This is a genomic window from Micromonospora echinospora (assembly GCF_014203425.1).
GTDB lineage: Bacteria > Actinomycetota > Actinomycetes > Mycobacteriales > Micromonosporaceae > Micromonospora > Micromonospora echinospora_A.
In genome coordinates this window covers 5,755,050-5,781,114 of sequence record NZ_JACHJC010000001.1, presented here as the reverse complement: position 1 = coordinate 5,781,114, position 26,065 = coordinate 5,755,050, and the positions used below count along the sequence as shown (strand labels likewise).

The 26,065-nt window shown below is 71.7% G+C and carries 27 protein-coding genes; 21 read left to right on the top strand and 6 right to left on the bottom strand.

Annotation, left to right across the window (positions count from 1 at the left end; genetic code table 11):
• Positions 1 to 2: 2 nt before the first annotated feature.
• Positions 3 to 3,470 (bottom strand): ATP-binding protein, encoded by a 3,468-nt coding sequence (locus tag FHU28_RS25800; RefSeq protein WP_184689911.1) that lies wholly within the window; start codon positions 3,468 to 3,470, stop codon positions 3 to 5.
• A gap of 140 nt (positions 3,471 to 3,610) precedes the next feature.
• Here FHU28_RS25800 and FHU28_RS25795 point away from each other — a divergent pair, with 140 nt between their 5' ends.
• Positions 3,611 to 3,853: a hypothetical protein gene (locus FHU28_RS25795; protein ID WP_073831519.1), complete on the top strand. Its 243-nt coding sequence runs from the start codon at positions 3,611 to 3,613 to the stop codon at positions 3,851 to 3,853.
• A 51-nt stretch (positions 3,854 to 3,904) separates the two neighbouring features.
• Here the strand turns inward: FHU28_RS25795 and FHU28_RS25790 are convergent, their stop codons facing one another.
• The gene (locus tag FHU28_RS25790; RefSeq protein ID WP_184686958.1) at positions 3,905 to 4,666 is read right to left on the bottom strand and encodes an MFS transporter; all 762 of its coding nucleotides are present in this window, start codon (positions 4,664 to 4,666) and stop codon (positions 3,905 to 3,907) included.
• Positions 4,667 to 4,813: 147 nt separating this feature from the next.
• Positions 4,814 to 5,506 carry a Crp/Fnr family transcriptional regulator gene (locus tag FHU28_RS25785; RefSeq protein ID WP_184686957.1) on the bottom strand — a complete coding sequence of 231 codons (693 nt, stop codon included), beginning with the start codon at positions 5,504 to 5,506 and terminating at the stop codon, positions 4,814 to 4,816.
• A 247-nt stretch (positions 5,507 to 5,753) separates the two neighbouring features.
• On the opposite strand from FHU28_RS25785, the gene FHU28_RS25780 reads away from it, so the two are divergent.
• The 4 genes from FHU28_RS25780 to proC all read left to right on the top strand — a co-directional run bounded on the left by FHU28_RS25780 (position 5,754) and on the right by proC (position 8,922).
• Positions 5,754 to 6,257: a polyadenylate-specific 3'-exoribonuclease AS gene (locus FHU28_RS25780; protein WP_184686956.1), complete on the top strand. Its 504-nt coding sequence runs from the start codon at positions 5,754 to 5,756 to the stop codon at positions 6,255 to 6,257.
• Positions 6,258 to 6,313: 56 nt separating this feature from the next.
• A complete protein-coding gene (locus tag FHU28_RS25775; protein WP_184686955.1) occupies positions 6,314 to 6,817 on the top strand; it encodes a pyridoxamine 5'-phosphate oxidase family protein in 504 nt (167 codons plus the stop codon).
• 179 nt (positions 6,818 to 6,996) lie between these two features.
• Positions 6,997 to 8,025: a 6-phosphofructokinase gene (locus FHU28_RS25770; protein WP_073831551.1), complete on the top strand. Its 1,029-nt coding sequence runs from the start codon at positions 6,997 to 6,999 to the stop codon at positions 8,023 to 8,025.
• Positions 8,026 to 8,103: 78 nt separating this feature from the next.
• Positions 8,104 to 8,922 (top strand): pyrroline-5-carboxylate reductase, encoded by an 819-nt coding sequence (proC, locus tag FHU28_RS25765; protein ID WP_184686954.1) that lies wholly within the window; start codon positions 8,104 to 8,106, stop codon positions 8,920 to 8,922.
• A gap of 3 nt (positions 8,923 to 8,925) precedes the next feature.
• Here the strand turns inward: proC and FHU28_RS25760 are convergent, their stop codons facing one another.
• Positions 8,926 to 9,648 carry a YoaK family protein gene (locus FHU28_RS25760; protein ID WP_311773653.1) on the bottom strand — a complete coding sequence of 241 codons (723 nt, stop codon included), beginning with the start codon at positions 9,646 to 9,648 and terminating at the stop codon, positions 8,926 to 8,928.
• A gap of 197 nt (positions 9,649 to 9,845) precedes the next feature.
• Here FHU28_RS25760 and FHU28_RS25755 point away from each other — a divergent pair, with 197 nt between their 5' ends.
• From FHU28_RS25755 to FHU28_RS25690, 14 genes are all read left to right on the top strand, one after another.
• Entirely contained in the window at positions 9,846 to 11,204 is a 1,359-nt protein-coding gene (locus tag FHU28_RS25755; protein WP_311773652.1) for a sugar porter family MFS transporter, read from the top strand.
• Between the two features lie 93 nt (positions 11,205 to 11,297).
• Positions 11,298 to 11,600 (top strand): urease subunit gamma, encoded by a 303-nt coding sequence (locus FHU28_RS25750; RefSeq protein WP_064445193.1) that lies wholly within the window; start codon positions 11,298 to 11,300, stop codon positions 11,598 to 11,600.
• A 43-nt stretch (positions 11,601 to 11,643) separates the two neighbouring features.
• Positions 11,644 to 12,153, top strand: coding sequence for an urease subunit beta (locus FHU28_RS25745; RefSeq protein ID WP_184686953.1), 510 nt, complete (start codon positions 11,644 to 11,646; stop codon positions 12,151 to 12,153).
• Positions 12,154 to 12,194: 41 nt separating this feature from the next.
• On the top strand, positions 12,195 to 13,913 hold the full coding sequence (locus FHU28_RS25740; RefSeq protein WP_184686952.1) for an urease subunit alpha: 1,719 nt from the start codon (positions 12,195 to 12,197) through the stop codon (positions 13,911 to 13,913).
• A gap of 59 nt (positions 13,914 to 13,972) precedes the next feature.
• Positions 13,973 to 14,536: an urease accessory protein UreE gene (locus FHU28_RS25735; protein WP_184686951.1), complete on the top strand. Its 564-nt coding sequence runs from the start codon at positions 13,973 to 13,975 to the stop codon at positions 14,534 to 14,536.
• A gap of 18 nt (positions 14,537 to 14,554) precedes the next feature.
• Positions 14,555 to 15,232 carry an urease accessory protein UreF gene (locus tag FHU28_RS25730; RefSeq protein ID WP_311773651.1) on the top strand — a complete coding sequence of 226 codons (678 nt, stop codon included), beginning with the start codon at positions 14,555 to 14,557 and terminating at the stop codon, positions 15,230 to 15,232.
• A 36-nt stretch (positions 15,233 to 15,268) separates the two neighbouring features.
• Positions 15,269 to 15,898, top strand: a complete 630-nt coding sequence (gene ureG, locus FHU28_RS25725) for an urease accessory protein UreG (RefSeq protein ID WP_013287653.1) — start codon at positions 15,269 to 15,271, stop codon at positions 15,896 to 15,898.
• A complete protein-coding gene (locus FHU28_RS25720) occupies positions 15,895 to 16,812 on the top strand; it encodes an urease accessory protein UreD (protein ID WP_184686949.1) in 918 nt (305 codons plus the stop codon). Before ureG ends, FHU28_RS25720 begins: the two co-directional genes overlap by 4 nt.
• A 16-nt stretch (positions 16,813 to 16,828) precedes the next feature.
• Positions 16,829 to 17,899, top strand: coding sequence for an urea transporter (gene yut / locus FHU28_RS25715; protein WP_184686948.1), 1,071 nt, complete (start codon positions 16,829 to 16,831; stop codon positions 17,897 to 17,899).
• Positions 17,877 to 19,517 (top strand): ammonium transporter, encoded by a 1,641-nt coding sequence (locus FHU28_RS25710; RefSeq protein ID WP_184686947.1) that lies wholly within the window; start codon positions 17,877 to 17,879, stop codon positions 19,515 to 19,517. Before yut ends, FHU28_RS25710 begins: the two co-directional genes overlap by 23 nt.
• Positions 19,518 to 19,572: 55 nt before the next feature.
• On the top strand, positions 19,573 to 20,256 hold the full coding sequence (locus tag FHU28_RS25705; RefSeq protein ID WP_311773650.1) for a maleylpyruvate isomerase family mycothiol-dependent enzyme: 684 nt from the start codon (positions 19,573 to 19,575) through the stop codon (positions 20,254 to 20,256).
• 127 nt (positions 20,257 to 20,383) lie between these two features.
• Positions 20,384 to 20,734 carry a DUF2203 domain-containing protein gene (locus FHU28_RS25700; RefSeq protein ID WP_036342567.1) on the top strand — a complete coding sequence of 117 codons (351 nt, stop codon included), beginning with the start codon at positions 20,384 to 20,386 and terminating at the stop codon, positions 20,732 to 20,734.
• 9 nt (positions 20,735 to 20,743) lie between these two features.
• Positions 20,744 to 21,124, top strand: coding sequence for a GNAT family N-acetyltransferase (locus FHU28_RS25695; RefSeq protein ID WP_184686946.1), 381 nt, complete (start codon positions 20,744 to 20,746; stop codon positions 21,122 to 21,124).
• A gap of 106 nt (positions 21,125 to 21,230) precedes the next feature.
• A complete protein-coding gene (locus FHU28_RS25690) occupies positions 21,231 to 22,034 on the top strand; it encodes an SGNH/GDSL hydrolase family protein (protein WP_116507516.1) in 804 nt (267 codons plus the stop codon).
• 64 nt (positions 22,035 to 22,098) lie between these two features.
• On the opposite strand, the gene FHU28_RS25685 is transcribed toward FHU28_RS25690, so the two are convergent.
• A complete protein-coding gene (locus FHU28_RS25685) occupies positions 22,099 to 22,458 on the bottom strand; it encodes a hypothetical protein (RefSeq protein WP_184686945.1) in 360 nt (119 codons plus the stop codon).
• Positions 22,459 to 23,061: 603 nt separating this feature from the next.
• On the bottom strand, positions 23,062 to 23,550 hold the full coding sequence (locus FHU28_RS25680) for a glutathione peroxidase (protein WP_184686944.1): 489 nt from the start codon (positions 23,548 to 23,550) through the stop codon (positions 23,062 to 23,064).
• Positions 23,551 to 23,693: 143 nt separating this feature from the next.
• Between FHU28_RS25680 and FHU28_RS25675 the strand changes: the two genes are divergently transcribed.
• On the top strand, positions 23,694 to 25,343 hold the full coding sequence (locus FHU28_RS25675) for a glycosyl hydrolase family 18 protein (RefSeq protein WP_184686943.1): 1,650 nt from the start codon (positions 23,694 to 23,696) through the stop codon (positions 25,341 to 25,343).
• Positions 25,344 to 25,515: 172 nt separating this feature from the next.
• Complete coding sequence (locus FHU28_RS25670) at positions 25,516 to 26,046, top strand: hypothetical protein (RefSeq protein ID WP_184686942.1); 531 nt, start codon at positions 25,516 to 25,518, stop codon at positions 26,044 to 26,046.
• The last annotated feature ends 19 nt before the right edge of the window (positions 26,047 to 26,065 follow it).

Genomic DNA, 26,065 nt, shown 5'->3' with positions numbered 1-26,065 from the left:
CCTCAGCCCGCCCCGGCGACCCGCAGCAGCCCGGTGGCGGCGTGCCGGCCGGCGAACGCGCGTACCCGGGCCAGAGTCGCCGCCGCGGCCGGTGGGTCCGCCTCGGTCAGCGGCACGACAGCCAGCGCGGACGCGATCATCTGGTCGGTGACGTCGGTCATCTCCGCGTACCCCTCGGCCGCGCTGGTGAGCAGCCGGCCCGCCCGCGCGGCGTCCCCGTCGCCCCGGGCCAGCGCCGCCTCGGCCGACCGCCCGGCCGCCCGCGCCCAGCGGGTCACCCGGGGCGCGTGGGCCAGCAGGTCGCGCACCAGCACCGCGGCGTCGCCGCCGAGCAGCGCCGCGACGTGGCCGATCGCCGGCACCCACTCGGCGAACGGGATCATCCGGGTCTGGCGCCAGTCCTCGTCCAGCTCGGTCAGCAGCGCCACCGCCTCGTCCCGGCGGCCCTGCACGGCGCGGCAGAGCGCGGCGTGCGCCAGCGTGGAGCGCAGCACGCGCTGAAAGCCGCTGCGCCGGGCCGCGACGAGCGCCTGGTCCACCAGGTCCTCGCCGCCGTCCGGGCCGGCCGGGTCGTCGCCGAGCGCCCGGATCCAGCCGGACACGGCGACGATGTGCAGGTCCCACTCGTCGGTCGGGCGCCGCGTCGAGCCCTCGGCCATCCGCAGCGCCGCCGTCCAGTCCCCGCTGTAGTACGACCGGGCCCACTGGTCGCTGAAGCTCACCGTCAGCGCGTGCTCGCCGGCCAGGTCCAGCGAGCGCTGCTCGTCGATCAGCCGGGCCGAGCCGGCCAGGTCGCCCTCCTCCTGCAGCACCCAGGCCAGGTTGTGCACCGCGCGGCGGCGGCTGGTCAGCCGCTCCACCCGGCACTCCTCGGTCGCCTCGGCCAGCTCGGCGTACGCCTCCTCGGCGCCGGCCTGGTAGCGGACCACGGCGAGCGTGATGCGCGCGTTCGCCCGCGCCTCGCGCAGCCCCAGCCGCTCGGCCAGCTCGGCGGCGGTGCGCGCGGCCACGCACGCCGGCTCGGTCTCCGCGTCGAGCATGTGCGCCCGGGCCAGCTCCAGCAGCACGCCGACCTTGTCCTCGCTGTCCGGCAGCGTGGCGTGCAGCCCGATCGCCTGATCGAGGCAGCGCATCAGCTCCGAGCGGTCGGCCCGGGCGAAGGCCGCCGTGGCCAGCAGCCGCCACGCCTTCGCCGCGCCGGGCCGGTCACCGGCGTCGGCCAGCCGGCCGGCCAGCGTGGTGAGCAGCGCCGTCCCGCCGCCGTCGAGGAAGCCGTCCCGGTCCCGGTAGAACGCCAGCTCGGCCTGGAACAGCTCGAGCGCCGGGTCCGGACCGCACTCCACGCTCAACGCGCGGTCCACCAGCGTGGCAGCGGTCTCCAGCGCGTGCAGGTCGTACGCCCGGCGTGCGGCCCGGTGCAGCGCGGACCGGGTCGCGGCGGCGTGCGGGGCCTGGTCCAGGCCGACCGTACGGGCGATCTCGTGCGCCGCCCACCTGTGGTTGGCCAGCACCTCGGCCCGGTCGTGCTGCCGGCCGTCGGCGAGCTGCTCCAGCCAGTCGGCGGTGCGCTGGTGCCGGGCGACCCGCTCGGCCCGGGGCAGCCGCTGATAGCAGACGTCGCGGACCAGCACGTGCCGGAACCGGTACTCCGCCTGGCCGGGCATCGTCGAGACGGGCAGCTCGTAGACGAGGTCACGGCGCTGGAGGTGGTGCAGCGCCCGTTCGACCCACTCCGTCGGACGGCCGAGCGCCAGCGCCACCGGCGCCGCCCAGAACTGCACGCCGACCACCGAGGCGGCCTGGAGCACCGCGCGGTCGGCCGGGTCGAGCAGGTCCAGCCGGTTGGCGATGACCGCCTGCACGGTACGCGGCATCCCGGCGCCCCCGACCGGGTCGACGAGCGCGAGCGCGGCGGTCCGCTCGGCCAGCCCGCCGTCGAGCAGCATCCGCGCGTACTCCTGGGCGTAGAGCGGGTTGCCGTCGGCGAACTCGATCAGCGGCGCCCGCGCGTCCTGCGGCAGCGTGGCCTGGCCGAGCAGCAGTGAGTAGAGCGTGTCGATGTCGCCGTCGTGCATCGGCGGCACCGAGATGGACATCGCCCCGCTGATCGTGCCGGTCCAGGCCGGGTGCTGCTCGCGCAGCTCCGGCCGGGCGGTCGCGACGACGAGCAGCGGCACGTTGCGGGCCGCCGCGCCGAGCTGCTCGACGAAGGACAGCATCGCCTCGTCGGCCCAGTGCATGTCCTCGAAGACGAGCACCGTGGGACCGGTCGCGGCCAGGGCGAGCAGGAAGCGCCGCCACGCCGCCTCGGTCTCGGCCGAGGTGAGCCGTTCGCCGGAGACACCGACGAGCGGGCCCAGCGCCTCGGCCAGCCGTACCGCGTGCGGGTCGGCGAGATGGCCCAGCCGCTCGCGCAGCCGGTCCCGGATGGTGGCCGGGTCGTCGGCGCCGGTCAGCCCGGTCCAGCTCCGGACGATGTCGGCCAGCGCGGCGTAGGTGACGTTCTCGCCGAACGGCGGGCACTGGCCGGTCAGCCAGGTGACCCGGGTGCCGGGCAGGCTGGCTGCGTGCCGGGCCAGCTCACGCAGCAGCCGGCTCTTGCCGACCCCGGCCGGGCCGAAGACGGTGAGCAGCTGCGAGGTGCGCTCGGTCAGCGTGCGGTGCAACGCGCTGACCAGCAGGCCCCGCTCGTGGTCCCGGTCGACCATCGGGGTCAGCTCGGCGGTCTGCCCGTCGCGCCGGGGCCGCGCCCGTACGGCCAGCCAGATCCGGCTCACCGCGGACCGGCCGCGCAACGTCACCGGCGGCTGGTCGTCGTACTCCATCTCGCGCCGGGTGGCCGCCCAGGTGCTCTCGTCGACCACCACGCCGCCGACCGGGGCGAGCCCCTGCAACCGGCTGGCGGTGTTCACCACGTCGCCGGTGACGAACGCCTGGCCGCCGTCGCGCGCCGCGGCCAGGTCGACAAGGGCCTCGCCGGTGGCGATGCCGACCCGGAACCCGAGCGGCGGATGCGGTCCGGCCGGCTGCCGGGCCAGGCTGCGTTGCAGCTCCAGTCCGGCGCGTACGCAGCGCAGCGCGTCGTTGTCGGTGGCCACCGGCGCGCCGAACAACGCCATGACGGCGTCGCCGATGTACTTCTCCACCACGCCGCCGTACTGGTGCACCAGCCGGCGCACCGTGGCGAAGTAGGCCTGTTGCAGGCCGCGGGCCTGCTCCGGGTCGGCCCGTTCGGCGTATGTCGTGAAGTCGACGATGTCGATGAAGAGCACGCTCACCTGGCGGCGGTCCTCCTGCACCGTGACCGCGTGGTCGCGCAGCGGCTGGCCGCAGTTGGTGCAGAAGTTGGCGCTGGCGTCGTTGGCGTGGCCGCAGGATGGGCAGGCCGCCGCCAGCGGACGGCCGCACCCACCGCAGAAACGGTCGTCCGGCCCGGCGGTCCGGGCGCACTGTCCACAGGTGAGGTCGATGTCCGGCTCCGTACGCGTGAGGTCCCCAGTGTCCCGCGTGGCCGTCGCAGTCGGCTACCCGACGGGTCGGCGGGACGTCACGGCTGTTCGGCCGGGTCTAGTCTCCCCTAGCAGGAAGTCCCGTCGACAGGGAGATTGCCGTGCACGTCCGGCTGTCCGCCTCATGGACCGATCCACGGGGGACGGTGTGGGCCGTCGGTGACACGGTCGACGTGGACGCCGTAACCCTCGCCGAACTGGAGGAAAAAGGCATGGTGGAGCAGCCCGCGGGTAGCGGATCGACCGAGACCACGACCACCACGACGACCCCGCCGAAGAAGACCGACCCGTCGAAGATCGGCCCGGGTCCGAGCGCGCCCCCGGCCGACACCAAGAGCGACTGACGCGGCGGTGGAGCCGGCGGGACGACCGCCGGCTCCACCCTGCCGGGCGGCTCAGGCCACCGCCGCCACCTCCGTCCGCCGCCTGGCGCGCTCGCCGAGCGCGCGGGTGAGCAGCGGTACGACGAGCGCCAGCGTGGCCAGGATGCCGATGCCCGAGACGACGAGCAGCCACCGGGGCCCGATCAGGCCGAGCAGGGACGCCCCGGCGAGATAGGCGAGCACTTCCGCCGCGTACGGGAACATGTAGACGGTCCCGAAGACCACGCCGAGTCGTTCGGCGGGCACGTGCTGCTGGATGAGCGTGTCGGCCGCGACGTGGTGCCAGCCCGCGCCGGCTCCGGCCAGCGCCTGCCCGAGCAGCGCCACACCGATCACCGGGCTCACGCCGGTGACCAGCGTCCCCAGGCCGAGCGCGAGCACCGCGCCGTAGAGCACGAACTGCATTCGGGTACGCCCGCCGGCCCGGGTCAGCAGCACCGGCCCGAGCACCATGCCGACACCGTAGGCGGTGGCGAGCAGGCCGATCATCACCTCGTCGGCGGCCAGCGCGGTGCGCCCGAGGGGCACCAGCGCCAGGTTGTCCAGCGCCGCGAACGTCACCAGCACCAGGAAGCCGACCGAGACCGCCCGGACCACCCGGCTGTGCCGGACCACGCGCATGCCGGCGCCGAGCACCTGGTGGAACGGCTCGCGCGCGGCGGCCGGCGCGGCGGGCGCCGACAGCCCTCGTACGCCACGGATCAGCAGCGCGGACACGACGAACGTGGCCGCGTCGACCACCAGCGTGGGACCGAGGCCGATGGTGGCGAGCATGGGTCGGCCCCACCTTCTGGGCGGGCCCGGGCTTCGCCGCCACGTCGAACGCGGGCTGGATCGGTCCGACCCGCTGAGGACGCGAACGGCAGCGCCGGCCACCCCGAGAGGTGGCCGGCGCTGCCGTCGCGATGCGGAGGCGGTGCGTCAGCGGTCGTTCATGCCGGCCCGCCGTCGCAGCGCGGCCACGTCGGTGACCACGATGCGGCGTCCCTCGGTACGCAGCCAGCCTCGGCTGGCGAAGGAACCGATGGCCTGGTTGACGCTCTGCCGCGAGCCGCCGGCCATCTCGGCGAGCTGGCTCTGGTTCAGCTCGATCGTGATCATCGGGGCCTGGCTCTCGCCGGCCAGCCGGACCAGCGTCTTGGCCACCCGGCCCGGCAGGTCGAGGAAGACGTGGTCGGCGTTCTGCTCGGTGAGCCGCCGGATCAGCTGGCCGAGCGAGCGCATCACCGCGTCCAGGATGCGCGGGTTGGAGTGGACCAGCTCCATGAAGGCGGGCCGGGACAGCGCCAGCGCGGCGGAGTCCTCGATCGCCTCGGCCGACGCCGAGCGGGTGGAGGCGTCCAACAGGGACACCTCGCCGAGCACGTCCGGGGGTCGGATCACCGACAGCACCGCGCGCTCGCCGGTCGGTGCGGTGCGGAACACCGCCACCGCGCCGCGGCGCAGCACGATCAGCGACTCGCCGGGGTCGTTCTCGACGAAGAGCAGCTGGCCCTTGCGGTAGGTGCGCGGTACGGCCGCGGCGATGACCCGCTGCCGCACCTCCGGCTCCAGCCCGGCGAACATCTCCACGCCCGTGAGCGCGTCACCTGGCTCCGGCAGGCGAGACTCCACGGCCCAACCCCTCCCCGGTCAGAAGTCACAACTCGCACACCGGGTGAAGCTGTCAGTCCCGGTACGAGGCAGCTCAACCGGTTTGGCGCCCGACGGCGGTACACATCAGATCATGACGCTCTCGTCGCGTGCTGTACACCCCCGGAAACACTTCCGTGACCATGCCCGGCCGCCGTCGGCACCGCCGCCGACCTCGGTGGACGCCCCGGCGACCGGCCCGTGCCGGTGATGGGCGAGGATGAGGGCGATGGTTTACCGCTATTTCTACGACTGCGAATTCATCGAGGACGGCCGCATCGTCGACCTGGTGTCGATCGGCGTCGTCGACGAGTACGGCCGCGAGTTCTACGCGGTCTCCACCGAGTTCGACGACTCCCGGGCGGTGCCCTGGGTGCGGCGCAACGTGCTGGACAAGCTCCCCTCGCCGGCCGACCGGGCCTGGCGCTCGCGTGAGCGCATCCGCGACGACCTGTACGACTTCCTGCTGGAGCCGGTGCGGGACCGGCCGGGCGAGCAGCTGGAGTTGTGGGCCTGGTACGCCGCGTACGACCACGTCGTGCTGGCCCAGCTCTGGGGTGCGATGCCGGCGCTGCCCCGGGAGATCCCCCGGTTCACCAAGGAGCTGCGCCAGCTCTGGGACGACAGGGGCCGTCCCCGGCTGCCGGACGCCGAGGCCGACCGGCACGACGCGCTCGTCGACGCGAGGCACAACCTGGCGCGGTGGCGGGCGATGATCGCGCGGGAGGTTTGACCGGTTCCGCCCTGGGCACCGCAGCGGCATCACGCCGATCGGAGACAGGAGTGCCCATGAGCAACGAGCCGACCACCGCAGCGGACGCCCGCCGCCGGGTCACCGAGCTGATCCGGGACGCCCGGATCTGCCTGCTCACCACCACCGGCGTGGACGGGCGGCTGGTCAGCCGGCCGATGGGGCTGCAGGAGGCGGAGTTCGACGGGGATCTGTGGTTCTTCGCGTACGCCGACTCCGCCAAGATCCGGCAGATCCGGGTCAACCCCCAGGTCAACGTCGGTTTCTCCGACCAACGCCACCACGCCTGGGTGTCGGTGGCCGGCACCGCCACCGAGGAGTGGGACGCCGGCCGGGCGAAGGAGTTGTGGAACCCGCTGCTCAAGGTGTGGTTCCCGGACGGCCTGGAGACGCCGGGGATCAGGTTGATCAAGGTGCACGCCGGTTCGGCGGAGTACTGGGACTCGCCCGGCAGCACCGTGGTCAACCTGCTCGGCTTCGCCAAGGCGGCGGTGACCGGCAAGCCGCCGAAGGCGGGGGAGAACCGCGAGGTCAGCTACTGACGGGTAGGGCCGTCCGTCGTCCGGAACGGCCCGGGGCGCGGTGTCGGCGTACACCTGTGGCGACTACAGTGCGCAGTGACGGCCCGCCCCGGGCCGGCAACGGCGCCGATGGTCTGATCTGACACATATCCTGGGGCTTATCCGGGCTTCACCTGATGCTCCAGGAGGATGAGCAGATCATGCGTATCGGCGTGCTCACCGGCGGCGGCGACTGCCCAGGTCTCAACGCGGTGATTCGGGCGGTGGTCCGCAAGGGCGTCGCCACCTACGGTCACGAGTTCGTGGGCTTCCGGGACGGCTGGAAGGGCCCGCTCGAGGGCCTGACCAAGCCCCTGGGTATCCCCGAGGTGCGCGGCATCCTGCCCCGCGGCGGCACCATCCTCGGCTCGTCCCGCACCAACCCGTTCAAGATCGAGAACGGCGTGGAGCGGATCAAGGAGAACCTCGCCGCCCAGGGCGTGGACGCGCTGATCGCGATCGGCGGCGAGGACACCCTCGGCGTCGCCACGAAGCTGCACGAGCTGGGCGTCCACGTCATCGGCGTGCCCAAGACGATCGACAACGACCTGGGTGCCACCGACTACACGTTCGGCTTCGACACCGCCGTGAACATCGCGATGGAGGCGATCGACCGGCTGCACACCACCGCGGAGAGCCACCACCGCACGCTCGTGGTCGAGGTCATGGGCCGGCACGCCGGCTGGATCGCGCTGCACGCCGGCCTCGCCGGCGGCGCCAACGTGATCCTGCTGCCGGAGCGGCAGTTCGACGTCGAGCAGGTCGCCGGCTACGTCGAGAAGCGCTTCCAGCACCAGTACGCCCCGATCGTCGTGGTCGCCGAGGGCGCCCAGCCGCTGGACGGCCAGATGGTGCTGCACAACCAGGAGCTGGACGCGTTCGGCCACGTCCGCCTGGGCGGCATCGGCCAGTGGCTCGCCGAGCAGCTGGAGGCCAAGACCGGCAAGGAGGCCCGCACCGTGGTGCTCGGCCACATCCAGCGCGGCGGCACCCCGACCGCGTTCGACCGGGTGCTCGCCACCCGGCTCGGCCTGCAGGCCATCGACGCGGTGCACGAGGGCGACTGGGGCAAGATGGTCGCGATGCAGAGCACGGACATCGTCCGCGTCCCGCTGGCCGACGCCACCCGCGAGCTGAAGACCGTGCCGCTGGAGCGGTACGCCGAGGCCGAGGTCTTCTTCGGCAGCTGACCGACGGCGTACGGCGTGGCGGGCCGGTGATCCGGCCCGCCACGCCACGCCCACGCGACCCGGGAAGGGGTACGGCTGATGGCACGCGAGGTGCACACGGTCGCGGTGATCGGCGCCGGCAAGATCGGTGAGCTGATGCTCTCCGGGCTGCTGCGCTCCGGCTGGCCGGTGGAGCGGCTGCTCGCCACCGCGCGGCGCCCCGCCCGGGCGAAGGAGCTGGCCGACCGCTACGGCGTGCGGGTGGTGGACAACCTCACGGCGGTGACCGAGGCCGAGGTGCTCGCGGTGTCGGTCAAGCCGCAGGACGCCGCCGCGCTGCTGGACGAGATCGGCCCGAAGGTGCCGGCCGACAAGCTTGTCATCTCGCTCTGCGCCGGCCTGCCGACCGCGTTCTTCAACCGCCGGCTGCCCGAGGGCACCCCGGTGGTCCGGGTGATGACCAACACACCGGCGCTTGTCGACCAGGCGATGAGCGCCATCTCGGCGGGCGCGCACGCCACCGGCGAACACCTGGCCCTGGCCGAGGAGATGTTCTCCCCGCTCGGCTCGACCGTGCGGGTGCCCGAGTCGCAGCAGGACGCGGTCACCGCGCTCTCCGGCTCCGGTCCCGCCTACTTCTACCTGCTGGTCGAAGCCATGATCGACGCCGGCATCCTGCTCGGCCTGCCGCGCCAGGTGGCGCACGAGCTGATCGTGCAGACCGCGATCGGCTCGGCGGTGATGCTGCGCGACTCCGGCGAGCACCCGGTGAAGCTGCGCGAGGCGGTGACCTCGCCCGCCGGCACCACCATCTCGGCGATCCGCGAGCTGGAGAACCACGGCGTACGCGCGGCAATGCTGGCGGCGCTGGAGGCGGCCCGGGACCGGGCGCGGGAACTCGCCGCCCAGGCCGACTGACGCTCAGCCGGGACGCGATGCCGGTCCCGGGTGCCGCCGGAGCAGCAGGATCAGCACGGCCAGGGCGAGCGTCCCCCACAGCGGCACCCAGCGGGGCCGGTGCTGGGCGAGCGTGCCGACCGCGCCGCCGACGCTGTAGCTGACCAGGGCGAGCAGCCCGAGCAGAGTGCCCCGCCGGGCCCGGGCCCGGCCGGCGGTGGGACCGAGCAGCCAGCGGGCGGCCCGCTCACCGGTCTTCGTCGTGGTGTCCGACTGGTAGGTGATCGGCGTCGCGATCCCCGCGGTACGGCTCGCCACCGTGGTCAGGCTGCCCATGGCGGCCGCGCCGGCGGCGGCGAGCAGCACCCGTACGGCCGTGCCGTCCCGGCCGTACGCGAGCGCCAGGTTGAGCACGGTCCAGACCACCATGGCGATCTCGGTGACGGCGATGTCCACCAGCGGCGCCGCCGTCGGCCCGGTTCGGCGGCGGAGCAGGCTGACCAGTCCGGCGGCGGTGGCGAACGCGACGATCGACGCCGCCGAGACCGGCCACGTGGGGTGCCCGCCGGCCGGTCCCATGCCGAGGAAGATGGCGTTGCCGGACTGGTTGGCGACGAACGCGCCGTACCGCAGGAACGCGAAGGCGTCCAGCGCGCCGGCGGTGACGACGGCGAGCACCAGCGCCGCGAGCGGGTGCCGGAACTCGCGGTAGGAGTCCGCGAGGCCGTACGGCGCCGACCAATTCACCCGTCCCCCGTCCGTGTGCAGGAGCAGCCCCGGCAGCGTCCGGGAGTTTCGCTGTCGGGCCGCCGCGGCGAACCTACTATATGTCGGATATATATGGGTTAGGGCGCTTCGCGAGGCGGCCACCGGCGGACGGGGTGACATGGCGGCGAGCGGACGCGCGACCGGCCCGGCCGCCCCGCCACAACCTCGTGGCGATCGTGTCGATCGTCGTCCTCTCCGGCGCGTTCTTCGGCTACAACCAGGGCGTCATCAGCGGCGCCCTGCACGACATCCGGCGCACGTTCGACGTGGACACCTTCGAGGTGGAGGTGGCGGCGAGCTGGGTGACGCTCGGCGCGCTGGCCGGCGCGCTCGCCGGTAGTCACCTCGCCGACCGGATCGGCCGGCGGGGCGCGCTCTGGGTCGCCGCCGGCGCTTACGTCGTCGGCACGATCGTGCAGGCGGCGGCCCCGACCATCGGCGCGCTGCTCGGCGCGCGGCTGCTCCTCGGCGTGGGCATCGGCGTCGCCTCGGTCGCCGGACCGATGTTCGCGGCCGAGGCCGCGCCGGAACGCATCCGTGGTGGCCTGCTCGCGGTCTACCAGTTCTCGACCACCTTCGCGATCTTCATCGGCTACCTCGCGGACGAGCTGTTCACCGGCGGCGAGTCGTGGCGGTACCTGCTCGGCGCCGCGGTCGTGCTGGGCGTGGCGCTGATCCTGGTCACCGTGGTGGTGCCGGACTCGGCGGTCTGGTACCTCAAGCGGGGCGACCGCCGCCGTGCCCGGCAGTCGCTGTGCCGGACCGTCCCCGAGGACCGGGTGGACCAGCGTCTCGGAGAGGTCGAGAAGAGCCTGCACGGCCGCCGGGCGAGCTGGCGGGAGCTGCTGTCCCCGCAGTGGCGGCGTCCGCTCGCGCTGGGCGTGGGGCTGGCGCTGTTCCAGCAGACGACCGGGATCAACGGCATCATCTACTACGCCGACTCGATCTTCGCGGCGGCCGGATTCCGTACCCCGGAGGCGCAGCTCTCCGCGACCACCTGGGCCATCGGCGCGGTGGACGCGGCGTTCGCGCTCGTCGCGGTGGGCCTGCTGGACCGCGTCGGCCGCCGGCCGCTGCTGCTGGTCGGCCTGGCCGGGATGGCGGTCTCGCTCGCCGTGGTGAGCGTCAGCTTCCTCGGCGCGGGTGCCGGGCGCGGCGACGGCCGGATCACCACCGCGGGCCTGTTCCTGCTGTTCGGCGTGGTCTTCTTCGTCGCCTTCTACGCCGTGTCGATCGGCCCGGCCGCGTGGACCGTGATCAACGAGATCTATCCCGGCCCGATCCGAGGGCGGTGCGTGGCGATCGCCTCCGCCACCCACTGGGGCACCGAGTACCTGATCACGCAGTTCTTCCTGAGCCTGCTCGACGCGCTCGGCCGGTCGGGCGTCTTCGCGCTCTTCGCCGGCCTGTGCGTGGTCGGCTTCCTGTTCGTCCGGCGCTATCTGCCGGAGACCAGGGGCCGGACGCCGGAGCAGATCCAGCAGATGTGGGTCGCCGACTACGACCGGCGCAAGCGGACGCACACCGGTTCCTGAAATCTCCCTGAAAGCCTGCGGGGCAGCCAATCCGCTCCTACCGTGACGAAATAGCTGAAACCGTACAGAAGGTGCGGACGAAGGGATCGCGAAATGCATCTCACGCCGAAGGAATTCGACAAGCTGACGATCCACTCGTTGGCGATGGTCGCCAACGCCCGCAGGGCGCGCGGGGTCAAGCTCAACCACCCCGAGGCCGTGGCGGTGATCTGCGCCGCGGCGCTCGAAGGCGCGCGGGAGGGCAAGACCGTCGAGGAGGTCATGAACGACGCCAGCCACGTGCTCACGGCGGACGACGTGATCCCCGGCGTGGCGGACATGATCCCGATGCTCCAGGTCGAGGCGGTCTTCACCGACGGGTCACGGCTGATCACCGTCCACTCACCCATCCAGTAGAGCAGCGACCGGAGGCCACGGTCTCCGGCAGAGCGGGGGCGACATGGCGAAACAACATCCGGGACCGAACTCCAAGCACCTTCGGCCCATCGGCGGCTACAAGCTCAGCGACCAACCTCTGGAACTCAACGCCGGGCGGCCGGTGACCGAGGTGGTCGTGCACAACACCGGTGACCGGCCCATCCAGGTCGGCTCCCACTTCCACTTCTTCGAGGCCAACCGCTTCCTGGAGTTCGACCGCCCGTCGGCGTTCGGGAAGCGGCTGAACATCCCGGCCACGACCTCGATCCGGTTCGAGCCCGGCGACCGCAAGACCGTCCAGCTCGTCCCGTACGGCGGTTCCCAGCGGGTGTACGGCTTCAACGGCCTGGTCCAGGGCTGGACCGGCGACGGGCCGATCCCCGGGTACCGGCCGGACCGGGCCGAGGCGCTCCACCAGGCCCAGACGCGCGGCTTCAAGACGACACCGCAGCAGCAGGACCAGGGTCAGGCCAAGGAACAGGCCAAGGGCAAGGGCAAGGGCCAGGACAAGAGCGGCAAGGGCGACAAGTAGCCCGGCAATCCTTCGACGCGCCAGAGCTGGAGCGAGAACGCATGAGTCAGATCTCACGGCAGGAATATGCCGGAATGTACGGCCCGACCACGGGCGACCAGATCCGGCTGGGTGACACCGACCTCTACATCGAGATCGAGAAGGATCTGCGGGTCCTCGGTGACGAGGTCATGTACGGCGGTGGCAAGACCCTGCGCGACGGCATGGGCAGTGCCAGCCAGGCCACCAGCGCCGAGGGCGTGGTGGACCTGGTGATCACCAACGTGACAATCGTCGACGCGCTGCTCGGCGTGGTCAAGGCGGACGTGGGGATCAAGGACGGAAAGATCGCCGGGATCGGCAAGGCCGGCAACCCCAACATCATGGACGGGGTGACCCCGGGCCTGGTGACCGGACCGGGCACCGACGCGATCTCCGGTGAGCACCTGATCCTGACCGCCGGCGGCATCGACGCGCACGTCCACCTGGTCACCCCGCAGCAGGTGTGGGCGGCGCTCAGCAACGGCGTCACCACCCTCTGGGGCGGCGGCACCGGGCCGACCGACAGCACCAACGGCGTCACCATCACGCCCGGCCCGTGGAACATCGAGAACATGATGCGGTCCTTCGAGGACCTGCCGATCAACATCGGCCTGCTGGGCAAGGGCAACAGCAGCGGCCGGGCGCCCCTCGTCGAGCAGATCATGGCCGGAGTCCCCAGCTTCAAGATCCACGAGGACTGGGGCGCGCCGCCCGCGGTGATCCGGTCCTGCCTGGCCGTCGCCGACGAGTACGACGTCCAGATCAGCATCCACACCGACACGCTCAACGAGAGCGGCTACATCGAGGACAGCATCGCCGCCTTCGAGGGCCGTACCATCCACACCTTCCACACCGAGGGCGCGGGCGGCGGGCACGCGCCGGACATCATCAAGGTCGCCGGCCAGATGAACGTGCTGCCCGCCTCGACCACGCCCACGGTGCCGTACGGCATCAACAGCCAGTCCGAGCTGTACGACATGATCATGGTCTGCCACAACTTCAACCCGAAGGTGCCCTCGGACGTCGCCTTCGTGGAGAGCCGGATCCGCACCGAGACCATCGCCGCCGAGGACGTGCTCCTCGACGAGGGCGTCATCTCGATGATGCAGAGCGACTCGCAGGCCATGGGCCGGGTGGGGGAGACCTGGCTGCGCACCGTCCAGCTCGCCGGGCAGATGAAGAACGTCCGCGGCAAGCTGGCCGAGGACTCCGACGCCAACGACAACTTCCGCGTCCTGCGCTACGTCGCCAAGATGACCATCAACCCGGCGATCACCCAGGGCGTCTCGCACGTCATCGGCTCGGTCAGCCCGGGCAAGCTCGCCGACCTCGTCCTCTGGGAACCCGCGTTCTTCGGCACGAAGCCGAAGATGGTGCTCAAGGGCGGCATGATCGCCTGGTCCATCATGGGCGACCCGAACGCCTCGCTGCCCACCCCGCAGCCGGTCTACTACCGGCCCATGTTCGGCGCCACCGGCACCCAGGTCGCCAAGAACTGCGTGACGTTCGTGTCCCGGGCCGCGCACGAGGCGGGCGTCGCCGAGAAGCTCGGCCTGCAACGGCAGGTCATGCCGGTCTACGGCTGCCGCAACCTGACCAAGCGCGACATGGTGCGCAACGACCGTACGCCGAAGCTCGAGGTCGACCCGGAGACCTTCGCGGTCAAGATGGACGGCGTGCACGCGACAGTGCCGGCGGCCAAGAACCTTCCCCTCAGCCAGCTCTACTTCTTCAGCTGACCCGGCGCGGCGCCCGCTGTCGGCCGGGCCGGTGGCGGGGTCGCGTGAAAGGAGAACACATGCTCGTCGAAACGGTACTCGGCAACGTGAACGAGCCGGCCTGGACCGAGCGGCTCCGGGAGGCCAAGGTCGACGACCTGGTCCTCGACCAGTGGGACGCCCAGAAGAGCCGGCTGCGCCGGACCACGAGCCTCGGCACCGAACTGGCGCTGTCCCTGGCCCGCGGCGTACGGCTGCGCGACGGAGACGTGCTCGCCTGGGACGACGCCACAGCGACCGCTGTGGTGGCCCGGATCGCGCTCGGCGAGGTGATGGTCGTACACCTCGACACGCTGCACGGCGAGTCGCTGGACATGGTGATCCGCTCCGCCGTCGAACTCGGCCACGCGATCGGCAACCAGCACTGGCCGGCGGTCGTGAAGGGCACCAAGATGTACGTCCCGCTGACGGTGGACAGCAAGGTCATGGACTCGGTGATGCGGACCCACGCGTTCACCGGCCTCACCCACGAGTTCATCCCCGGCACCGAGATCATCGCGTACCTGGCCCCGCACGAGTCGCGGCGGCTGTTCGGCGGGGCCGACTCGACCCCGCACACGCACCTGCCCGCCGATCTGAACTGAGGGGCCGGGGTGTCCACGGTGACCGGGGCCCTGAAGCTGCTCCAGTTCGGCGACTCGGTCTTCCCGGTCGGCGCGTTCTCCTTCTCCAACGGGCTGGAGACGGCTGTCGAGCAGGGCGCGGTGCACGACCGGACCACGTTGCAGGAGTTCGTGCGGACGGTCACCCGTGCCGCCGCCACCGGTGACGGCGTCGCGCTGCTCGTGGCGCACCGCGCCGCGGGCGCCGGGGACCTCGACCGGATCCGGGCGGCCGACGAGGCCGTACACCTGCGCAAGATCAACGAGGAGACGCGGACGATGACCGTCCGCATGGGGCGCAAGCTGGCCGAGGCCGCCGAACGGGTGGTGGGGGAGTCCCTGCTGCGCAAGCGCGTCGCGGAGAGCGGCGGCGGAGTCCCGGTCACCTACCCGGTCGCGCTCGGCGTGCTCTTCGCCGAACTCGACGTGGGCGAGGCGGACGCGTTCGCCGCCCACCAGTACGGCGCGGCCTCCATGGTGCTCGGCGCGGCGGTCCGGCTGATGCGGGTGGACCACCTCGACACCCAGTCGATCCTCTTCGCGGTCAACGAGCGGGTCGGCGCGGACTACGAGGAGGTGCGCACCGCCGGGCTCGACGACATGCAGAGCTTCGCGCCGCACCTCGACGTGCTGGCCGGCGCGCACCAGCACGCACACGTACGGATGTTCATGAGCTGAGCGCTCCCGCTCACCACCTGAAGGGCTTTTCCCAAGATGAAATCAGCGAGTCGGATCGGTGTCGGCGGCCCGGTGGGCAGCGGCAAGACGGCCATCATCGAGGCCGTCGTGCCCCGCCTGGTCGAGCAGGGCCTGCGCATCCTGGTCATCACCAACGACGTGGTCACCACCGAGGACGCCAAGCACGTCCGCCGCGCCCTGACCGGCGTGCTGGTGGAGGAACGCATCGTCGGCGTGGAGACCGGCGCCTGCCCGCACACGGCCGTACGCGAGGACCCCAGCATGAACCTCGCCGCCGTGGAGGACATGGAGGCGCGGTTCCCGGACAGCGACGTCGTGCTCATCGAGAGCGGCGGGGACAACCTGACGCTCACCTTCAGCCCGGCCCTCGTCGACTACTTCATCTACGTGATCGACGTGGCGGCCGGCGACAAGATCCCGCGCAAGAACGGCCCCGGCATCTCCAAGTCCGACATCCTCGTGATCAACAAGACCGACCTGGCCCCGTACGTCGACGCCGACCTGGACGTGATGGCCCGCGACGCCGAGCTGATGCGCGGCGGCAAGCCGTTCGTCTTCACCAACTGCAAGACCGGCGAGGGCATCGACGACCTGGTGGACCTGGTCCGCCGCAACGCGCTCTTCGACGCCGAAGTGCTGGCATGACCACTCTGGACTCCGTCCGGGAACTCGCGCCGTACCAGGACCAGCCGGCCCAGTTGCCGGCTGCCGCGAACGGCAAGGTGGGCATCCTCCGGCTGGGGTTCGAGCGGCGCGCGGACCGGACCATCCTGCGCGACGTCTACCGGCAGTCCCCGCTGCTGGTGCAGCGCGCGCTGTACTGGGACGAGGAGATGCCGGGTCTGCCCTGCGTCATGATCCTCACCACCTCCGGCGGCGTGCTCCAGGGCGACCGGCTGCGGATGGACGTCGACCTGGGGCCTGGAGCGCAGGCGCACCTGGTCACCCAGGCCGCCACCAAGATCCAGGAGATGGACGCCAACTACGGCACCCAGAGCCAGAGCTTCACCCTGGCCGAGGACGCCTACCTGGAGTTCCTGCCGGAGCCGGTGATCCCGTTCCGGCGCAGCCGGTTCGTCTCCGACACCGTGGTGCGGCTCCCGGAGACCGCGACAATGCTGTACGCCGAGGTGCTCCAGCCCGGCCGCAAGTACTACCGCGACGGCGAGATCTTCGCGTACGACCTGTTCTCGACCACGCTGCGGGCGCAGCGGCCCGACGGCCGGCCACTGTTCGTGGAGAAGTTCGTCATCACGCCCGGCCGGTTCCCGGTGACGCGGATCGGGATGATGGACCGCTTCCACGTCTTCGGCAACGTCGTGCTGCTCACCGACCCGGACCGGGCGGCAAGGGTCTTCGAGCGGACCGCGACGCCGGTGTGGGACGAGGTGACACCGCTGGCCACCGCTGTGAGCCGGCTGCCGAACGACGCCGGCCTGGTGTTCAAGGTGCTCGGGCAGGAGACCGAACCGGTCCGCGCAGCGGTACGCGCGTTCTGCGTCGCCGCCCGCGAAGAGGTGACCGGCTGCACCTTCCCGCCGGTCTTCAGCTGGCGTTGACCCGGAGGGCAGCGAGATGGCCGACATCGGACGTGGCTGGCACCGGCTGGCCGACCGGAACCCGGCGGTCGGGTTCGTCGACGCCTGCCTGCGCGGCGCCGCGCAGGTGGTGCTCCAGAACAATCCGCTCAGTGGCCTGCTCATCCTGATCGCGCTCGCCTGGGGCGCGTTCGAGAACGGGACGCCCCGGGTGTTCGGCGGCGGCGTGCTCGGCCTGGTCGTGGGCACCGCCACCGCGCTGGCGCTGCGGGTCGACATGTCCAGCTGGCGCAAGGGCCTGTTCGGCTTCAGCCCGCTGCTGACCGGGCTCGCGGTGCCCACGTTCCTGGACCAGCGCCCGCTGATGTGGCTCTACCTCGTGCTCGGCGCGATCGGCACGGTGGTGGTCACGCTCGCCCTCAACGCCGTGTTCAAACGCTGGAACCTGACCGCCTACACGTTCCCGTTCGTGCTCACGACCTGGTTCCTGCTGATGGCGGCGTACCAGTTCGACAGGTTCACGGTGCTCACCAAGCTGACGCCGAAGTTCCCCGGTGAGGGGTCGTCGGCCGGCGGCACGTTCGACTGGGGCCTCGTCCCGACGTTCTTCAAGGGCGTGTCCCAGGTCTACCTGATCGAGAGCTGGGTCACCGGCCTGCTCATCCTCGTCGCTCTGCTGATCAACTCCCGGTGGTCGGCGCTGTTCGCGGTGATCGGCGCCGTCGGCGCGACGCTGCTGGCGCTCTGGTTCGGCGCCGACGGCGCGTCGCTGGACAAAGGGCTGTTCGCCTTCAACGCGGTCCTGACCGCGGTCGTGGTGGGCGCTGTGGCGCACCGTCCCGGCGCGCTGGTGACCGTCTACACGCTGTTCGGCATCGCGCTGACGTTGTTCGTGCAGATGGCGCTGACCACCATGCTCACGCCGCTGGGCATCCCGGTGCTGACCGGTCCGTTCAACATCGCCACCTGGCTGTTGCTGCTGCCGGACCGGCACTTCGCGCCGCTGCCCAACCACGAACGGGTCAAGGACAGCGTCCTGCACACCGTCCGCGACTCCGTCCACCTGCGAGAGAAGGAGGGAAACCGTGTCCGCTCCGAACGCGGGTGACACCGCCTGGGTGCTTGTCTGCGCCGGGCTCGTCCTGTTCATGACGCCGGGGCTCGCCGCGTTCTACGGCGGCATGGTCCGTACCCGCAACGTGCTGGCGATGCTGCAACAGAACATGATCGCGCTGGGCGTGGTCAGCCTGACCTGGGTGCTCGTCGGCTACACCATCGCCTTCGGCGACGACGCCGGCAGCGGGCTGTTCGGCAACCTGGAGCTGTTCGGGCTGACCGACCTGAAGGTGCCGCCCGCGCCGAACCTGCACGTGGTCGACGGCCGGATCACCATTCCGACGCTGGCATTCGTGCTGTTCCAGATGATGTTCGCGGTGATCACACCGGCGCTCGTCACCGGCGCCACAGCGGGCCGGCTGCGCTTCGGCGGCTGGGTGCTGTTCCTCGCGGTCTGGTCGGTGGTGGTCTACGCGCCGATCGCGCACTGGCTCTGGCACCCCGGCGGATGGCTGGCGAAGTTCGGCACCCAGGACTGGGCCGGCGGGCTCGTCGTGCACGCCAGCGCCGGCGCCGCCGTCCTCGCCGTCCTGCTCGTCGTCGGCCGCCGCCGGAACTGGCCGCACACCGCCGCGCCACCGAACTCGATCCCGCTGACCATCGTCGGCGCGGGCATCCTCTGGTTCGGCTGGTTCGGCTTCAACGGCGGCGACGGCCTCCAGGCCAACGGCCTCGCCGCGCAGGCCGTCCTCAACACGCACCTCGCCGCCGCCGCGGCGATGCTCGTCTGGCTGGCGCTGGAACGCGTCACCGACGGACACAGCACCGTCGTGGGCGCGGTCTCCGGCGCGGTGGCGGGCCTCGCGACTGTCACCCCGACCGCCGGGTACGTCAACGCGGCGTCAGCCGTCGCGATCGGCGCGCTGGCCGGCCTGGTCTGCCACTTCGCGCTGAAACTGAAGTACCTGCTGCGCCTCGACGACGCGCTCGACGTGCTCGCCGTGCACTTCGTCGGCGGCATGCTCGGCACGCTCCTGCTCGGCCTGTTCGGCAACCGCGGGGTCAACCCGCTCGGCGCCGACGGGCTGTTCCTCGGCGGCGGAGGCGGCCTGCTGTGGCGCCAGCTCGTCGGCGTGGTGAGCGTTGTCGCGTTCTCCTTCGTCCTGACCTGGCTGATCGCCGCCGGGGTGCAGGCGCTCGTCGGCCTGCGCGTCCCGCTCGCCGACCAGGAGCGCCTGGACCAGGCGCAACAGGGCGCCGACGCGTACCACCTGGGCGGGGTGACCAGCCTGACCGCGCCCGGCGCGCCCCGGCGCCGTACCGCGGCGGCGCCGGCCGGTGAACCGGCCGTGCCACCCGGCCAGCGGGTACGGGTGGTCACCGCGCTGCTGGAGCCGGACCCCGCGACGAACAGCGCGGAACTGCGCGACGCCCTGCTGCGCGCGGGCGCGCTCTCGGTCATCGTCAGCGACGCCGCGGTCGCGACGACGACGCCGGAGGCGAGCCTGCTGCCGCGCGGCTACTGGCAGGACCAGCCCCTCGCCGCCCGATTGCGGGTCACGGTGCTGGTCGGCGCGGACGGGGTGGGCGCGGTGCTGGACGAGCTGGACCGGATGGGCGCGCGCCGGACCGACACGTTCGTGCAGGAGGCGGAGCGCGTCCAGTCCTGACAGCCGGCTGCGAAAACCGCTGTCCGGTCGCCGGGTGCACTGGTAGAAAGCCGACGTGCACAAGACGTTGACGTTCTCCGATCATCTGCGGCTCATCGACGAACGGTCGACCGCCTTCCGCACCGCTGTCGCCGCGGCGCCCAGCCTCGACATGAAGGTTCCGACCCATCCGGAGCGGACGCTGTTCGATCTCGTCCAACACGTGGGCACGGGCCGCCGCAAGACAGCCGCGATCGTCGCCGCGGGGCCTGCGGACGGGCCGCCGGAGAAGTCGGCCTGGGAGGACGGAGTGGGTGCGCCCCGGGACCGCGAGGCTCTGCTGGCCTGGTGGACCGAGTCCGTCGAGCAGCTGACGAGCACGCTGCGTGCGGCCGGTCCGGATCGGGGTTGTTGGACGTGGTGGGACGACTCGCCGTCACCGCAGACCGCCGGTGCCTGGGCGCGGCGCCAGGTTCCCGAGATCGCGGTACACACCTACGACGTCCAGCTCACGGTGGGCGCCCCGCAGCCGCTGCCGGAGGAGGTCGCCCTCGACGGTTTCGACGACTGCCAGTTCACCCTCTGCGCGACAACTGTCGCCTGGCCGCACCAGCCCGCCGTCGTCGACTACCACGCCACCGAGGGCCGCTCCTGGCGCCTCCGGCTGTCCGCCGACGGGGCGCAGGTCGCCCACCTCACGCCCGCTGCTGGCGGGGCCCCGGACACTGCCGACGTCTCCGCCCGGGGCACGGCCAGTTGACCTGGTCCTGTTCTTCTACGGCCGCATACCGCTGGATTCCCTGCGGTTCGAAGGCGACAGTCGCATCTTCGACCAGCTCGCGGCCTGGGACCCGTCCGTGTAACCGGTCGTGCCGCATACTGGCCCGGTGTTCACTCTCGCCCAGGCGCGACACCTGGTGGCCACGCTGCGGCCGCGCGTCGACGAACTGATCCGGCTGCGGGCCGACCTGGCCGAGCTGCGGGTCGACCTGGCCGACCACGGCGTCAGCGCGCTCGGCGGGCTCGCCGAGGTGAAGGCCCTGGAGGCGCGCCTGCATCTCGTGGTGGACGAGTTCCACCAGCACGACATCGCGGTCAAGGGGATCGCCCCGGTGCTGCTCGACTTCCCCGGTGAGCGCGACGGCCGGGCGGTGCTCTGGTGCTGGCTGGAGGGGGACACCGACATCAGGTGGTACCACCGGGTCGAGTGCGGTTTCGCCGGCCGCCGCCCGGTCTGACGCCGCCCCGTGGGTGACGCTCGCCCGGCGACTCCGTCCGACGCCGAGGAGTTGGTCCGGCTGCGTGGTCTGATGCTCGCCGGCATGAGCGGCGCGCCGACGCCGCCGGGCCGCTGGCAGGACATCGCCCGGGACAACCTGCGGACCTGGCTGGCGGAGCCGGACCCGTGGCTGGCCGCCTTCGTGGTCGACGCGCCGGACGGCGCGTCGCTTGCGGCCTGCGCGGTGGGCACCGTGGAGCGGCGGCTCGGCGGGCCGGACGACCCGAGCGCGGCCGGCCGTCCGCTCTACCGTGCCCTGGGCTTCCGGGAGACCGCCGACCCGGCGATGCGGCTGACCCTCCCGGCAGAATCCTTCATCCCGCCTCGGGAGACCGGCAGCGATTTGTAGCGAGTAGTCGCTATGTGCACCGAACCGTAAATCGGTGATCTTCCATGCGCTGTAATCTTATTGATATCTATCTCTCACCACCACTTCACGCCCCCAGGAGTGCGACGTGCGGAGATCCCGTCTTGCCACCCTCGCCCTGACCCTGGCCGCCTCGGTCGGGGTCACTCTGTCCCTGGCCGCCCCCGCCCAGGCGGCCCCGTCCGACCGCTACGTCGCGCTCGGCGACTCGTACGCCTCCGGCGTCGGCGCCGACAGCTACACCTCCGAGAGCGGTAACTGTCTACGCAGCACGAACGCCTATCCGGCGCTCTACAACGCCAACATCAAACCCGCGTCGTACCGTTCGGTCGCCTGCTCCGGCGCCACCACCGCCGACGTCATCAACAGCCAGCTCTCCGCGCTCTCCTCGACCACCACGCTGGTCAGCGTGACTGTGGGCGGCAATGACGTCGGCTTCGCCAACATCATGAGCACCTGCGTGCTCCAGGGGGAGACCCAGTGCGTGGCGGCCGTGCAGTCCGCCATGAACGTGGCCCGCACCTCGATGCCCGGCCGGCTCGCCAACGTCTACAACGGCATCAAGTCCCGCTCGCCCTCGGCCCGCGTGGTGGTGGTCGGCTACCCGGTCTTCTACCAGCTCGGCACCACCTGCGTCGGACTCAGCGCCACGTCCCGGGCGAAGATCAACGAGGGCATCAACCTGCTCGACGACATCACCCGCACGGCCGCCGTCTCGGCCGGCTTCACCTTCGCCGACGTCCGCTCGATCTTCGTCGGCCACCAGCTGTGCAGCTACGGCACCAAGTGGCTGCACGCGCTCAACGTTCTGAGCCTGAGCAAGTCGTACCACCCGACGGCGGCCGGGCAGTCCGGCGGCTACTACCCGGTCTTCCGGTCCGCCGCCGGCTGACCTCGGCTCGATCGGCCGCGCCCCGGCCCCACACGAGGCCGGGGCGCGGCCGTCGCCGAATCGGTCAGCGCGCGAACTGGTTGACCAGCTGGCTCAGGCCCCAGGCGTTCCCGGCGATGCCGCCCACCGCGCTGAGCCGGTTGACCAGCCGGTCCATCTTGACCATGACCCGCTTACGGTCCGGCCGCTCCTGCTGGATCAGATCCACGATGTCGTCGACCTCCTCCAGCGCCAGCTCCGGCTCGACCAGCTGCGACCGGTTCTCCTCGACCCACTGCCGGGTTGTCCGCAACTGCTCCAGAATCTCCCGCAGTGACGCCTCGCCCATGTGGTCGACCTGGTCCGCCGTGGCGTTCGGCCCGGCCGCCGCCGGTCCGCTGCACGAGCACTGGATCACCACACCGTGGTTACCGTCGTACGTCACTGCTCTTCTCCTCTCGCTTGCCGCCGCTGTCGTTGCGCGGCGCCGTTGCTCCAGGGCCGGCGGCTGCGGACCCCTGGTCGTTGAGGACGTTCACCCGGGCCGTACTCCGGGTCGTACTCGACTTTCGGGGCCACGCTCCGGCGGCCGTCGGCGACCAATTCGGTGACAGGTCCGTCGGCGAATCGTTCACCGCGGTAGGCCGCGCCGCGCAATTACGGTTGTCGCTCGCGTGGCGCATCATGCGTGAGGAAAGTTGCCGATTCTGTGGCGTTCCTGGGACCGTCGACCGTGCTCGTCACGTGACCACCAATCGATGACGATGTGCCGGGGTCAGCCACGTTATGAGGTCAGGCCGGTCTCCGGAAAGTGGCCGTAGGTACCGCTCGCCCGGGTCGACGGGCCGGTCCACTCGTACGGCCGGACGGAGTTGCGACCGAACAGGACACAGTCGGGTCGCCGCCACGATTCGGCGGTGTTGTTGCGACGACGGTTTCGATTCGCGGGGGCGAATTCTTTCTCCCGGGTACGCGGGGAGTTGCCGATGTCTGTTCGTGAACGCGCGGCATGCGCGCCGGGACCCGGCACCGTCCCGGCGCGCATTCGTCAGGCCGGCAGGACCTTCTCGATCGCCGCGCGCAGCTCGGGGTCTTCGGGCGTGACCTGCGGGGCGAACCGGGCGGCCACCGTGCCGTCCGGGGCGACGAGGAACTTCTCGAAGTTCCAGCGCACGTCGCCGGTGTGCCCCTCGGCGTCCGGCGTGGACACCAGCTCGGCGTAGAGCGGGTGCCGGTCCGGTCCGTTGACGTCCACCTTCTCCGTCAGCGGGAACGTCACGCCGTAGTTGACCTGGCAGAACTCCTCGATCTCGGCGGCGCTGCCCGGCTCCTGGCCGGCGAACTGGTTGCACGGCACCCCGAGCACCGTGAGCCCGCGCCCGGCGTACGTGTCGGCGAGTTCCTGAAGGCCCGCGTACTGCGGGGTGAGGCCGCAGCGGGAGGCCACGTTGACCACGAGCAGGGCGCGGTCACGGTAGCGGCCGAGATCGGCCGGTCCGCCGGTGAGGGCGTCGATCTGGACGTCGAAAACGGTCATGTGACGAGGCTACGGGCCGTCGCCCGGACCGTCCCGCGCCACCCGTGAAATCGACGCATCTACATCTTGACGAAGTGGTGACGGCGTGAGTAGCGTCTCAGCAATCAATTTGGAAACTTTCCTAACTATTGGAGGGACGCCGTATGAAGAGATCGCTCCGCCGGGCCCTGTGGGCCACCGGCGCCGTGGTCGCGCTCGCGGTCGCCGCGGTGCCCATGACCACCGCGTCGGCCGCCGGCAGCGTCACCGCCACGTTCGCCAAGGTGCAGGACTGGGGGACCGGCCACGAGGGCCGGGTGACCGTCACCAACGGCACCAGCTCCACCGTCAACGGCTGGCGCATCGAGTTCACGCTGCCCTCCGGCACCTCGATCAGCAGCTCCTGGGACGCCGACATCACCCGCAGCGGTGACCGCTACGTGGCGGTCAACAAGAGCTGGGCATCGACGCTCGCCCCCGGCGCCAGCTTCAGCTGGGGCTACAACGGCACCGGCGCGTACAAGGCGCCGGTGAGCTGCACGATCAACGGCGGCTCCTGCACCGGCGGCGGCACGCCGACGACCACCGCGCCGACCACGGCGCCGCCCACGACCGCGCCGCCCACGACCGCGCCGCCCACCACCGCGCCGCCGACGACCGCCCCGCCGACCACGCAGCCGCCCACCACGCCGCCGCCCGGGGGCAAGAAGGTCGTCGGCTACTTCGCCGAGTGGGGCGTCTACGCCCGCAACTACCACGTCAAGAACATCCACACCAGCGGCTCGGCCGCGAAGCTCACCCACATCCTGTACGCCTTCGGCAACACCACCGGCGGCCGGTGCAGCATCGGGGACAGCTACGCCGACTACGAGAAGGCGTACACCGCGGCGGACAGCGTCGACGGCGTGGCCGACACCTGGGACCAGCCGCTACGCGGCAGCTTCAACCAGCTGCGCAAGCTGAAGAAGATGTACCCGAACCTGAAGGTGCTCTGGTCCTTCGGCGGCTGGACCTGGTCCGGCGGCTTCACCCAGGCGGCGCAGAACCCGGCCGCGTTCGCCGACTCCTGCTACTCACTGGTCAAGGACCCGCGCTGGGCGGACGTCTTCGACGGCATCGACGTCGACTGGGAGTACCCGAACGCCTGCGGCCTCCAGTGCGACAGCAGCGGCCCGAACGCCTTCAAGAACGTGGTCTCGGCGCTGCGGAGCAAGTTCGGCTCCAGCTTCCTGGTCACCGCGGCGATCACCGCCGACGGCAGCAACGGCGGCAAGATCGACGCCACCGACTACGCGGGCGCCGCGACGAACCTCAACTGGCTGATGCCGATGACGTACGACTACTTCGGCGCCTTCAACGCCCAGGGCCCGACCGCGCCGCACTCGCCGCTCTACTCCTACTCGGGCATCCCGCAGCAGGGCTTCTGGTCGGACGCGGCGATCCAGAAGCTGAAGTCCAAGGGCGTACCGTCCAGCAAGCTGCTGCTCGGCGTCGGCTTCTACGGACGCGGCTGGACCGGCGTGACCCAGGCCGCGCCCGGCGGCAGCGCCACCGGCGCGGCGCCGGGCACCTACGAGGCCGGCATCGAGGACTACAAGGTGCTCAAGAACAGCTGCCCGGCCACCGGCACGGTCGGCGGCACCGCGTACGCCAAGTGCGGCAGCAACTGGTGGAGCTACGACACCCCGGCGACCATCGGCGGGAAGATGAGCTACGCCAACAGCCAGGGCCTCGGTGGCGCGTTCTTCTGGGAGCTCTCCGGTGACACCAGCAACGGCGAGCTGATCGGCGCCATCAAGGGCGGCCTCGGCTAGCCGAGGGCCGACGCACCACCCACCCGGCGGGGAGGGGCCGTACCGGCCCCTCCCCGCCCGCGTGCCGTCCTGGCCGCACGCGCCGATCCGGGTCAGGATGGGGAGTCACCCGGCCGCGCGGGCCGGGTGTGGCACACTCGCCGCTCGACGAGTCCACGCGACGGGAGGACCGATGGGTCGCAGCCACCGGGGCCGGTTCGCCGCGCTCGCCCTCGCTCTCGCGCTCACGCCGGCGGCGCTGGCCGCCTGCGGCTCCGGCGACAAGGGCGCCGCCACCGCGCCCAGCGGCCGGGCGCCGGCCGAGGAGGCGGCGGCCAAGAGCCGGGAGCGCGTGCAGGCGTACCTCGACGCGCTCACCGCCCGCGACGCCGACGCCGGCCGCAGCCAGCTCTGCGCGCCCATGCACGCCGCCTTCGACGCCGCCGCCACCGGCCCGAACGGCGACTTCGCCGACCACTTCACGGTGCCCGACGCGACGATCACCGACGTCCGCTCCGGCCCGAACGGGCAGGAGGTCAGCGCCTCCGTCACGGTGGCCGCCGGATCGCGCAAGGCCACCCGGTCACTGCTGTTCACGGTGACCCGTAACGGTGCAGACTGGTGCATCTCCGGCGAGGCGCCCCGCGACCGCACGGCCGAGCCGACCGCCGACCCGTCCGGGCCGCCGCCGCCGGCGGCGCCCTCGCCGGTGTCCTCCCAGTGACCGGAACCATGCCCCTCGG